Source organism: Ruegeria sp. BB10 (assembly GCF_056535725.1).
This window is the reverse complement of record NZ_JBQFIW010000001.1, coordinates 2915557-2928386: the sequence shown is the minus strand read 5'-3', so window position 1 is coordinate 2928386 and position 12830 is coordinate 2915557. Positions and strand designations below refer to the sequence as shown.

The following is a 12830-nucleotide window of genomic DNA, read 5'->3' as shown; positions in this document are numbered from 1 at the left end:
GCTCAATTCAACCGCCCGACCAGAGATTGCGTGATGCCCATCTCGGAAAAGCGCGCGCCCAGCGCTTCGAAATCTTCATGTGCTGACATGGGAATGCCCCAGCCCCCGCACGCGGCCAGAACCCTGGTGTGCTGTATCGACAGGTCGACCATTGGCAGGGGTTCCTCGGCGGTGAATTTTGCCAATGCGTCCGCATATTCAGTCGCCCGGTCCCATTCCTGCCGTGCCAGCATGACGGCGCTGGCATCGGGATAAAAATGCAGGTGGCTGTGGCCAACGCAACCCTCGGCAATGATCTGGGCGCCCAGTTTCAGGTGCTGATCCTGTTTATTAGGGTCTGTTTCCGCCATGGCCAGCGCCGACAACGCCTTGGGCCCCACGAAATTCCGACCATGTTCGAGCGCAATATCGACAGCCCGCTGACCGGTTTCCCGTGCATCGTCCATCTGCCCGGCGTAAACCTGTGTGCGGGCCAGATGCTCCAATGCCTGCGCCTCAAGCCGCTTTGCGCCTACGCGGCTGGCAATTTCGGCCGAAACTGCGAAGGTCTCCAGCGCCCGATCCAGCTCACCCAAAAACGTATGCGCAACGCCTAGGCAGGTCTGGGCCACGCATTCCGGCACAAAGGCAAAATACTTCTGGGACACCTCGATGGCCTCTTGTGCATCCAGCTTGCCCTGCGCCACATCGCCGGTATAGCTGCGCGCCACGCTGAGGTTGTGCAGGTTCGCTGCCAGATCACGCACTAACCCCTTTTCTCGTGCCCGTTCCACCGCCTGCGTATAGAACCCCGTGGCGGTCTGCATGGTCGCGTTCATGAAATTCGCATCGCCGAAACCGCTGAGCGCACCGACCTCAAGCCGCGCCGATTCCAACTTTCTGGCCAGTGTTAGAGCCTTTTCATTGCTTTGCAGGGCGTCCTCGACCCGACCCAGAGGAAAATACACATTGCCACGGACATAGTTGATCTGGGCAATATCGCGTTCCGATCCACACCGCTCTGCAGCTATCTCGGCCGTACCCAGGCTTTGCAATGCGTCTTTGTACAAACTGGCCTGCCGTGCGGCCTGCGCCAACCCGATATGGGCGCGGGCGGTCTGTTCATCCGTTTCAGCCAGATCGGCCGCTTCTTTGAATTCGCGCAAGGCGTCGTCCGACAGGCCCTGCAAACGGTGGGTTTCACCGCGCGCGCAAAACAGATCGAACCGTACCCCGGATGGCGCGGGCAATTCCAAGGCCCGTTCGATCAGCGGGCTGGCATCATCAAACTGGAACGCCTGAATCAATTTCTCGGCAGCTTCCAGATACGCTTGTGCCGCATTGGTGGCACCTGCCCGATCCAGATGTTGCGCCCGCAGGGTGGCATCGCGATCCTCGAACCATTTCGCGGCCTGACGATGCAGCCGCGCGCGTTCGGATTTCACCAGCGTCGCATAAGACCCGTCGCGGATCAGCGCGTGGGCAAACATCAGATCGGTTCCTGCCTCACGGATCAGGGCGGACCGGATCAGGGTCGAAGTGTCCAGATGCCCTTCACCCAAGACATAGTTCAGCACCTCGGGCGAGAACCTCTGACCCAACACCGAGGCCGCCTGAATCGCCGCCCGACTGCGCCGGTCCAGCGCATCCAGCCGCGATTGCACGATGCCCTGAATGCTGCCCGGCACGGATTCGCGTTTCAGCACATCGATATTGCGCAAGAGCTGTTCCAGAAACAGCGGGTTGCCCCCGGCGCGCTTTACGCAGGCATCCAGCAGTTCGGGGTCCACGCCGGTGAACTCCTGAACCAGCTGTCGGGCCTGCTCATCCCCCATCGGCGCCAGTTCCAGCTTCGAGATCAGCGCGCCTTCGGTGCCCATTTGCCATTCACGGTTGATCGGATCGCCCTCGACCCGGCTGGTCATCAACAGTACACAAGGCAAATCGCGCGTGGTCGCGGCAATATGGGCGCAGGCGGTCAGAATTTCGGGGGCGGCCCAGTGGATATCCTCGATCTGGATGAGCATCGGCGCGTCACGACTGCGTGCCGCGATCAGCTCGTCGATCACTTGCCGCCTTCCGCGTTGGCGGGTGGCGTTATCCATCACAGCATAAACTTCGGCCAGGCCAGGGTCCTGCTCCAGTTCCAAAAGCGCGTTCAGATGTGCCACGTTAGACGGCGACACCCAGCCCTTGGTCACCGCATCCTGCGCCATTGCAGCACCGGTGGCAGCGTCATCCGTCGGTTGCAGCCCCAGAATGCTGCGGGCAACGGACTGGATGGCCGAATGCCCCTCACGCGCGCCGAAATCCATGACCACGCCATTGTGGATCGAGTATCCGAGCTCCGCAGCCATTTCGGCAACCTGTTCGGACAGATGAGTCTTGCCGATGCCCGGCTCGCCCAGAACGATATGCACCTCACCCTTGCCGTGCTGCTGGCAGCGATCGAACGTGGCCGAGAACAGCGACATCTCGCGCTCGCGACCGACAAATCGGTGCCGGCGTGACCGGATGTTGCGCGCCATTCGATCCAGACGCCACAGTTCGACCGGTTCGTTCAGCCCCTTGATCGGCTTTTCACCCAGCGACTCGCCGACAAAAAGCGGCCCTAACGCGCGCTGAATGTCATGGGACACCAAAGTATCACCCGGCGTCGCCATATCGGTGATGCGCGACGCCAGATTAACGCCGTCGCCCGTCACCGTGTATTCTGTATGCGCCTGACTGCCGGTTGTGCTGGCGATCACCTGACCCGACGCGATGCCGATGTGACACGACAGAGGCGGGTTCAAAGCGGGCAGCACTGCATGGATTTCCAGCGCCGCCCGCGCGGCCCGCTCGGTATCGTTGGTGTGCGATATCGGCGCTCCAAACACCGCCATCACCGCGTCCCCGATATGCTTGTCGATCCGACCACCGAATTTTTCGACCACATGATCCACCTTGGCAAAAAACGCGTTCAGCAGTTCATGCATGTCCTCGGCGTCCAACTCGCTGGTCAGGCGGGTAAAGCCGGTTAGGTCGGCGAACATGACTGTGACTTGCCGCCTGGCGGGCTCCAGCGGGGTTTCGGGCTCATAGGGTTGAACGGTTTCGACAGTCTCAAGCTCAGCAATCGCGCGCAGCAGCCTGCGGCGGTCTCCGACAGCGGTCACTCCGATTTCGATCAGGTCTTCGCCCGTCAGATCGGGCAAAATTGCGAAATCAATTTTGTTATCCAAAAAGGCTTGCGCATAGTCAGATAGTCCAAGTGCGCTTAGCCAGTCCCTAAGGTCCTGAGACATGTCGCCCCTCTGAAGCCCCCAACTTCAGTCACAGACCTAGCACAGCAGACCCGTCTGAGTCTGCAATGGTTAACGAATTTAATGTTTATGTACGCCCATATGCACGAAACAGGAGCATCTGACCGCAGAGATTCAGGATGAGCTTATCGAGATTTGCCGCGTTCAAACCTGTAACACCGTGTGGCCTTGTCAGATTTCAGCTTATGAATGGCACGCGTGCCTCATCCAGAGATGTCTGCCCGCCGGGCAAGGTCAGTTCATGGATCACCGGATTCGACCGGGCGATAACCCGGCCTTTGCGCACCACGGTCAGACGATGGGCGCGCAGGCGGATCGCCTCGATCTTGTCGCTGGCCTGCAGCAGAACGAAATTCGCGTCGCAACCCTTGGCCACGCCGTACCCCTGCAACCCCATGATCCGGGCCGAGTTTTCGGTCACCGCATCAAAACACCATGCCATATCAGCCCGGCTGGACAGCTGGCCCACATGCAGCCCCATAAAGGCCACGTCCAACATGTCGGCCTTACCCAGCGAATACCACGGGTCCATCATGCAATCCGATCCGAACCCCACGGTGATCCCCGCATCGCGTAATTCGCGCACGCGGGTCTGGCCGCGGCGTTTGGGATACGTGTCGTGGCGGCCCTGAAGCATAATGTTGATCAACGGGTTTGGGATTGCATGTACCCCGGCTTCGACCATCAGAGGGATCAGTTTCGATACATAGTAGTTGTCCATCGAATGCATCGAGGTCAGATGCGACCCCGCCACCCGTCCGTTTAGACCCAATCGTTGGGTTTCATAGGCCAACGTCTCGATATGGCGGCTTTGCGGGTCATCGCTTTCGTCACAATGCATGTCGACCATCAAGCCACGTTGGGCCGCGATTTCGCAAAGCTGACGTACAGAGTCGGCCCCGTCCGCCATGGTGCGTTCGAAATGCGGAATACCGCCCACCACATCCACACCCTTGTCCAGTGCGCGGATCGTGTTCTGCATCGCGGTAGGGTCGCGCAGAACACCGTCCTGCGGAAAGGCAACCAGTTGCAGATCCAGGTGGTCCTTCACCTGCTCGCGCACTTGCAGCAGGGCTTCAACACCCTTCAGCTCATCATCGCAGGTATCCACATGGCTGCGGATCGCGCCAATCCCCTTGGCCACGGCCAGCTCGCAATACCGCATTGCACGCGCAACGATGTCCTCGACCGTTTGGATCGGCTTCAGCTCTCCCCACAGCGCGATACCTTCCAGCAATGTGCCCGAGACATTCATGCGCGGAATACCTAGCGATAGAGTCGCATCCATATGAAAATGCGGGTCAACAAAAGGGGGAGAAACCAATTGGCCACCCGCATCGATTACTTCGCCAGCTTCGGCTGTGATCCCGGATTCAATCGCGGCGATCTTGCCATCCGCGCAGGCAATATCAATGCCAGTCTGGCCATCGGTCAGGGTGGCATTCTTGACGATCAGATCGAACATGACGTTTCCTATCGTTGGCCCTTGAACCAGGGGGTGAGCAATGCACGCGGATAATCCGCCGACCGCGCCGCAACCACAAGGGCGATGATCGAGAGGATATAAGGGGCCATCAGGAATACCTGACCTGGCACCAGCGCGCCGATCTCGGTTTGCAGCCGCACCTGCAACGCATCAAAGGCCCCGAACAACAACGCGCCCAACAGCGCCTTTCCAGGCCGCCAACTGGCAAAGATTACCAGCGCGATGCAAACCCAGCCGCGCCCGTTGACCATGCCGAAGAAGAAGGCATCAAAGGCGCTCATCGTGAGGAAAGCCCCGCCCAAAGCCATCAAGGCCGAGCCCGCGACAATGGCCCCGATCCGCAGCCCGTAAACCGACAGGCCTTGTGCATCGACACTGTCCGGGTTGTCTCCAACCGCCTGAATGGCCACGCCCAGGGCGGTGCGGTTCATCACATACCAGACCACCGCCACCATGAGCAGAGCCAGCCATGTCAGTGCGGTTTGCTGGAACAAAACAGTCCCTAAAAAGGGTAGATCTGACAGTACGGGCAAATCCAGCGGTTGAAATGGCTCGATCCGCGGCGGTGACGACACGTTCGGCAATGCGGTGCGATAGGTGTAATAACTGACGGAGGTTGCAAACAGAGTGATCCCCAGCCCCGAGACATGTTGCGACAGACCCAGAGGCACCGTTAGGATCGCGTGCAATAGGCCAAAAAAGGCCCCGGCCAGCGCCGCGACCAGCACGCCGCCCCACAGCCCCGCGCCCAACCAGACGGCCATCCAGCCGCACATCGCTCCGACGACAAATATCCCCTCGATCCCGAGGTTCAGCACGCCCGCCCGTTCGCAAATCAACGCACCCAGCACGCCAAAGATCAGCGGCGTGGCGATGCGCAAGGACGCGGCCCAGAAGCTTTCGGAGAGCAGGATATTAAGGATATCCATCATGACGTGACCCCTGACGTGCTGGCCCGAACGATCCTGTAGCGGGCAAAGAACCCACCAACCAACACGCAAAGCAACGAAACCGACACCACCAGATCGGCCAGAAAAGACGACACGCCCATTGCGCGGCTCATACTGTCAGCCCCTACGAACACGGATGCGATGAACAACGCGGCGATCACCACGCCCACAGGTGACAGCCCCGCCAACATGGCGACCACGATGCCGGTATAGCCAAAGCCCGGCGACAGGTCCGAGGTCAGATACCCCTTGAGCCCGGCGACCTCGCTGACCCCGGCCAGCCCCGCAAGGCCACCAGACAAGATGGCCACGCCAAACAGCGAGCGGTTTACATTGATCCCGGCATGGCGCGCGGCAGCAGCGTTTTCCCCCACCGCCCGCAAACGGAATCCCCAAACCGATCGGGCCAGCATGAATTGCGCCAATCCGGCCAGTATCAGAGCCACAATCAACCCTGAATGCACTCGCATCCGCTCGATCAAAGGCGGCAACATACCCTGATCCAGGATAGGTGCGGATTGCGGCCATCCCAGGCTCATTGGGTCCTGTAGGGCCCCTTCCAGCATCATCTGCACAAAGATCAGAATGATGAAATTCAACAGCAAGGTAGTCACCACCTCATCCGCGCCAAAACGGATTTTCAGATAGGTCGGGGCAACCATCCCTGCCGCACCCGCTGCAGCACCCAGCACGACGATCAGCGGTAATAACAAGATACCATGGACATCCAGCACCCCCGACCCAACCGCCACAGCCGCCATCGCACCCAGATACAGCTGCCCTTCGGCCCCGATATTCCACAGCTTGGCGCGGAACGCCAAAGCGGCGGCCAGACCGGTAAAGATCAGTGGCGTGGCGCGCGTCAGCACCTCGGAAAATGCGAAAACAGAACCAAATACGCCGCGAAACATCTCTTGATACGCCAGAATAGGGTTCGCCCCCGCGGCCAGCAATGGAATGGCGGCAAACCCCAGTGCAATTATGGCGGACAGGATTGGAACACCCAGGGTAAAGGCTCGCGACTGAGTCTGGCGCGGTTCTATGCGGATCATGCCGGTTCTCCTGCCATCATCAGCCCGATCTGTTCGCGGTCACGGCCGGGGGCCTCGTGCAATTCACCATCGCGGATCACCACGATGCGGTCGGCCAAACCCAGAATTTCATCAAGATCTTCTGAGATCAGAACCACTCCGGCCCCGCGCGCGCGCGCCTCAAGCAGGCGGCGTCCGACCTCGGCAGCAGCCCCCATGTCCAGACCACGCGTCGGTTGATTGGCCAGGATCAAACGCGGTGCCCGATCAAATACCCGCGCCAGAATAAGCTTTTGTATATTGCCACCCGACAGCAACCGCGCCGGTGCTTCGACACCCGGCCCACGCACGTCATAAGCCTTTGCAAGGCGCGCGGCGTTCTCTTCGATCGCCTCACGTCGCAGCAGGCCGCGCGATTGCACGTCGCTGTCACCCAATCGCTCGATCACCATGTTTTCAGCCACGCTCATCGCGCCAACGATGCCTTCGTGGTGGCGATCTTCGGGGATACGACCCACGCCCGCCCGTATCATCGCCGCGGGGTTGAGCGTGCCGATTTCAACTCCATCCACCTTTATTAGACCCTGTTCTGGCTGAACGAGACCAGAGATCACATTGGCCAACCCGCTTTGTCCGTTGCCCGAAACCCCAGCGATCCCGAGGATTTCATGCGCATGTACAGTTAGATCTACAGAACTGAGCGTATCGCGCTTGGACCGGCCAGCGACTGACACGCCGGACAGGCTGAGTACCGGAACGCCCGGCGCCATGGTGCCCCCGGCAAGTTCCGGCGTATCCGCCCCGACCATCATTCGGGCGATAGATTTCTCATCCGCTTCGGATGTAGCCATCTCACCAACTTTGCGCCCGTGGCGCAGCACCGCGATCCGATCAGAAAAGGCCAGAACCTCGCGCAGCTTGTGGCTGATGAAAATGACCGACAGCCCCTCATCCGTCATCATACGGATGTTTTCGAACAATGTGTCGGCCTCTTGCGGGGTCAGCACGGCGGTGGGTTCGTCCAGTACCAAAATTCGCGCCTGCCGATACAGGGCTTTCAGGATTTCCACCCGCTGCCGTTCACCCACCGACAATCGTCCTACGGGCGTATCCAGCGGCGCGGTCAGGCCACTTCGATCTATAATGGCCTGAATCTTTTCTCGGGCCTCCTGCCGGCTGCGGCGCAGTGCAAGCAGGGGTTCTGAGCCCAATGTGATATTATCTAGGGCCGAGATATTCTCGGCCAGCGTGAAATGCTGATGCACCATGCCCACGCCTGCGGCCAGCGCCACCTGCGGGTGACCCAATGGCAAGGGCTGCAGAACACCCGCCTCGTCAGCGACGTCGATAGACCCTGAATCGGGCAAATAATGCCCGAACAGCATATTCATCAACGTGGTCTTGCCTGCGCCGTTTTCGCCGAGCAACGCCAGAACTTCGCCTTTGTTCAGGATCAGACTAACATTGTCATTGGCGATTACCGGGCCGAAATGTTTGCTCAACCCGTTGAGCTTGAGAACTGTAGTCATGGGGAAAGCGGGCCGGCGCAAAGTCCGGCCCGATTGCAATCAGTTGTCCGAGACCGGGCGGTCATCGTTGACATTCACCCGGAACAGACCGTCCAGAATCTCGGCCTGACGGGCATTCACCGCCTCAAGAACCTCGGCCGGAACCAGCTCTTCATCCAGAACCATTGACCCGCCGCCATAACCCATAAAGCTGTACTGGCCGTAATCCGCAGCCTCGAATGAGCCGCCCGCAACATTGGCGATAGCCTTGTCGATGGTCGGCTCCATATGCCACAGGGCTGAGGCCATGATCGTGCCGGGGTAGTCACCCGACGTGTCGATGACGTTGCCTACGGCCTTTACACCACGCTCAACCGCCGCATCCGAGACACCAAAGCGTTCCGCGTACATGATATCCGCCCCCGCATCCATCATCGCAATGGCGCTTTCCTTGGCCTTGGGCGGATCGTACCAGCTGTCGATGAAGGTCACGAGGAATGTGACATCCGGGTTCACTTCACGCGCACCATCCATGAAAGCGTTCATCAGGCGGTTTACCTCGGGGATGGCATATCCACCGACCATGCCGATCACGTTCGATTCCGTGGCAGCCCCTGCCACCATGCCAGTCAGGTAAGACGGTTCGTGAATCCAGTTGTCGAAGACCGAGAAATTAGGCGCTACCGGTCCAAAGGAAGACCCCATCAAAAAGGCGGTGTCGGGATAATCCTTCGCCACCTTGCGCGCGGCGCGTTCCAGGCCAAACACCTCGCCCACAACCAGCTGTGCGCCCTGTTCGGCATATTCGCGCATCACACGTTCATAATCTGTGTTCGCCACATTTTCCGAGAACACGTATTCGATGTCACCACGCTCGGCTGCGGTGTTTAGGGCCTTGTGTATGCGGCTGATCCATTGCTGTTCCACCGGCAAGGTATAAATCGCCGCGACCTTGACGGTTTCCGCCGCCGCCAGACCGGCGGAGAATAGGGTTGAGGCAGCCGCCACAGCGGCCAGCAGTACTCTTCTTGAAAATATTGTTTTTGTCATAACACTCTCCTGTCTGGCAGGATGGCAGCATTTTTTTACTGTTCAGTCAATTTTTTCATCCATGTCCCATGGGAACATGACTGTATCTCAGACAGTTTCGGCCGTGTTTCTAAGGTTGGGGTATGGTCAAGCGCTTAGGCCCAAAGCTCATGTTTTGGTGCTATAGGGCAAAGCGGCACGACACACGTTTTACGTGTGTCTGGCGTAAAAGTTTGTAAGCAGGTGTCTAAAGGATAATTCCGGTGTCACGACACATTACACCAATCTAAAAACTAAAGACTGCCGCAATGGTTTTCCCGGTGACAGCGCGCCGTATTGGCGCACTACTATTCGTTTGTTTGAACAGCGGATCAGTTGGTGCCCACTGTGCTTGTGGTGCTGTTTGACGACCCACCGCCACCGCCGCCCGAAGCAGCCACACCTACTGCGGCCGCAGCCACGCCAAGTGCGGGCGCGACAAGAGGTACAAAACCAGTCACACCTTCAGCCGCAGCTGCAGCCGCCGCATCGTCCAATGGGGCTACACGAGTAGGATCTACAGGCTCCGGGGTCGTCCCGTCGGTCGCGTCCTGCGCAAAGGCGCTTGTGGTTGAAAGGGCCAGAACCAACACGGTCGCTCTGATCATCATGAATCTCCTAAAACAAGTCTTGGCCGGACGCTATCACACCCGTTCGGAGGTGAGAATGCTATTGCTGAAAAAATTTCTATAAACGTGCAGATTAAATCCGTTTTTTCAGAGGCTTGCCACATATCCGCGCCCGCAGACCCCCCAGGCGCGTTTCCTTAAATTCGAGGGTGGCCTGCAACGCTATCCGGCCCGGCCACACTGCCGTTAACTCTTCAATTGCAGAATTGCCACAAGGTGTTTTGTGGATATTTTTTTTGGCGGATTGTTTCGGGACGTTTGTTTTGAAAGTTGTTAGTGAGGCGCCGATCGAAAAAGCGATAGATTGACGTGAAGATTCGAGCGGTGTCTTTGAGGTTGAGAAGCCTGTTGGCGTTGGTATGTGCGGGTGCGGCGGGCATGGGTCAGGCGCAGTCTGTTTCGACCTATGGCACACCCGGCCTGCTTGAGATTCCGACCGCCGAGATGTTCGATGACGGGGCGCTGGTGTTCACCGCTGCGGGGTTGCGCAATAGCGGGCGGGGGACGATGACGTTCCAGATGCTGCCCTGGGTGCATGGCAGCTTCCGCTATGCGGTGATCGACAGGCTGGATGGGCCCGACACCACCCGGTATGACCGCAGCTTTGACATCCATTTCCGGTTGCGCGAGGAAAGTCGGCACAGCCCGGCCATCGTGATGGGGCTGCGCGATTTTGGCGGTACCGGCGTCTATGCCGCCGAGTATTTTGTGGCCACCAAGACCTTTCAGGACCGGCTCAAGCTGACCGGTGGCATCGGCTGGGGCCGCATGGCGGGGCGGGGCGCGTTTTCGAACCCGCTGGGTGTGTTTGGCAGCCGGTTCGACACCCGGCCGCCGCCAAATTCGAACGGTCAGGGCGGTGAGCTGGAATTCGGCAACTGGTTCCGTGGCGATGCGGCGCTGTTTGGGGGCGCCAGCTGGCAATATAATGACCGGCTGACCTTTCTGGCCGAGTATTCCCCCGATCTGTACAGCCAGGAAGCGGTCAACGACAGTTTCCGGGTCAGATCCCCGATCAATGTCGGGGTCCAGTACCGGTTCGACAATGGCACGCAGCTGACCACATCTTATCTTTATGGCTCCACGCTGGGGCTGACGCTGAGCTATTTCGTCGACCCGCGCAAATCGGTGGCGCCGGGCGGACAAGGTGCCGCGCCACCACCGTTGCAGCCCAGATCCCAGACCGCTGCCGCAACAGCGGACCGCGCGACCGGCGACATCCGGTCCCGGATGCAGGCCGCGCTGGAACAGGAAGGGCTGCGGCTGGTCTATCTGTCGGGGACCGGCGATACGGTTCAGGTCGGGGTCGAGAATACCACCTATGGTCAGGCCGCCCAGGCGTTGGGGCGCACCGCCCGCGTGCTGGCCAATGAAGAACCCGCCCAGACCGAGCATTTCGACATCGCGCTGATGTCGAACGGCGTGCCGCTGAGCGCGGTGCGGGTCAATCGCGACGACCTGTATGAGCTGGAACACGACCCCGACAATGCCTGGCGCAGCTTTGCCCGGGCCGAGGTGTCGGACACGCTGCCGCTGATGCAGGGCGGCATTCTTACGGATGCTTACCCGCATTTTTCCTATCGGTTCGGGCCGTATCTGAACTTTTCCTTCTTCGACCCCGACGACCCGCTGCGATACGAGGTGGGCGCCGCGCTGGGGCTGGATTACACGCTTTCGCCGGGCTTCACCCTGTCAACCGGGCTGCGGTTGCCGATCCTCAGCACGCTGGATGACAGCACCCGGGTCTCGGATTCACCGCTGCCGCATGTGCGCTCAGACTGGGCGATCTATGCCCGTGAATCCAACCTGCGGATCGAACATATGACCGGCGAGTATCTGTGGCGGCCGGGCACGAACCTTTATGCCCGCACCACGCTGGGCTATCTCGAGACCATGTTCGGCGGGCTGTCGGCGGAACTGCTGTGGTATCCCAGCAACAGCCGCCTGGCGCTGGGGGCCGAGGCCAATTATGCGGTGCAACGCGATTTCGACGTGCTGTTCGGCTTTCAGGATTATTCCGTCGCCACCGGGCATGTCTCGGCCTATTACGATCTGCCGGGCGAATATCACGCGCAGGTCGATGTCGGGCGTTACCTGGCGGGCGATTATGGCGCCACCTTCACGCTGGATCGCGAGTTTAACAACGGCTTCAAGGTGGGGGCCTTCTTTACCCTGACCAATGTCAGTTCCGAGGAGTTTGGCGAAGGCTCGTTCGACAAGGGCATCCGGCTGGAGATCCCGGTCTAGTGGCTGACCGGGCGCCCGTCGCGCAACAAGATCGCCCAAACCATCCGCCCCGTTCTGCGCGATGGCGGCGCGCGACTGCATGTGCGCAACCGGCTCTATGGCGTCACCCGCGAGGCCCGCGCGCAGGACCTGTCGCGCGGCTGGGGGAGGTTCTGGCGATGACAGCCCTGCGCCGCCCTGCCCTGCTGGCCCTGCTGGCCCTGATGCTGATCTCCTGCGGCGACGCGCAGGAAGATGTCGATCTGCTGAAGGGGGCGCTGTTTCCCAATGCGCCCCGGTTCCATCCGCGCGCGCAGGCGCTGGCCGCGCGCCGCCCGATCCCGCCGCGGCTTGAAGTCGGCTTTCCCGCCCGCGATCTGGCCGGGGTCATGTTGCTTGAGACCGAGCGCGCCGGGGTACAGACCTGGCTGAGTGCGGATGGCGCCACCATCACGCTGGATCAGGGGCTGCTGACCTCGGCCAAGGGTTCGGCGGCGGTCTGGCCGGATCGGATGTCAGCCAGAGCGCGGCGCTGATCCTGAGCGGCGGTTCGGGCCGGGCCGAGCGGTTCCACAGCTTTCTCAACGGCAATGACGAGATCGAGCTGCACGCCTATCGCTGCCGGATCACCCCGTTGGGGTCTGACCC

General features: G+C 60.1%; 8 protein-coding genes and 1 pseudogene. 2 read left to right on the top strand and 7 right to left on the bottom strand.

The annotated features are described in order from the left end of the window. Positions 1-2 precede the first annotated feature (2 nt). From ACR3EP_RS15060 to ACR3EP_RS15030, 7 genes are all read right to left on the bottom strand, one after another. Positions 3-3266: an adenylate/guanylate cyclase domain-containing protein gene (locus tag ACR3EP_RS15060; protein WP_480638541.1), complete on the bottom strand. Its 3264-nt coding sequence runs from the start codon at positions 3264-3266 to the stop codon at positions 3-5. Positions 3267-3462: 196 nt separating this feature from the next. Beyond that, positions 3463-4749, bottom strand: a complete 1287-nt coding sequence (locus ACR3EP_RS15055) for an amidohydrolase family protein (RefSeq protein ID WP_480638540.1) — start codon at positions 4747-4749, stop codon at positions 3463-3465. 8 nt (positions 4750-4757) lie between these two features. Beyond that, entirely contained in the window at positions 4758-5699 is a 942-nt protein-coding gene (locus ACR3EP_RS15050; protein ID WP_170351939.1) for an ABC transporter permease, read from the bottom strand. Further along, positions 5699-6772: an ABC transporter permease gene (locus ACR3EP_RS15045; RefSeq protein ID WP_170399328.1), complete on the bottom strand. Its 1074-nt coding sequence runs from the start codon at positions 6770-6772 to the stop codon at positions 5699-5701. The genes ACR3EP_RS15050 and ACR3EP_RS15045 overlap by 1 nt, the downstream gene beginning before the upstream one ends. Then, positions 6769-8280, bottom strand: a complete 1512-nt coding sequence (locus ACR3EP_RS15040; RefSeq protein WP_480638539.1) for an ABC transporter ATP-binding protein — start codon at positions 8278-8280, stop codon at positions 6769-6771. The genes ACR3EP_RS15045 and ACR3EP_RS15040 overlap by 4 nt, the downstream gene beginning before the upstream one ends. A 39-nt stretch (positions 8281-8319) precedes the next feature. Then, complete coding sequence (locus ACR3EP_RS15035) at positions 8320-9309, bottom strand: BMP family protein (RefSeq protein WP_170379376.1); 990 nt, start codon at positions 9307-9309, stop codon at positions 8320-8322. 350 nt (positions 9310-9659) lie between these two features. After that, a complete protein-coding gene (locus ACR3EP_RS15030) occupies positions 9660-9935 on the bottom strand; it encodes a hypothetical protein (RefSeq protein WP_170351938.1) in 276 nt (91 codons plus the stop codon). Positions 9936-10334: 399 nt separating this feature from the next. Here ACR3EP_RS15030 and ACR3EP_RS15025 point away from each other — a divergent pair. Next, positions 10335-12365, top strand: a pseudogene (locus ACR3EP_RS15025) (YjbH domain-containing protein). Continuing rightward, on the top strand, positions 12362-12718 hold the full coding sequence (locus ACR3EP_RS15020) for a hypothetical protein (RefSeq protein WP_480638538.1): 357 nt from the start codon (positions 12362-12364) through the stop codon (positions 12716-12718). Before ACR3EP_RS15025 ends, ACR3EP_RS15020 begins: the two are co-directional and overlap by 4 nt. Positions 12719-12830 lie beyond the last annotated feature (112 nt).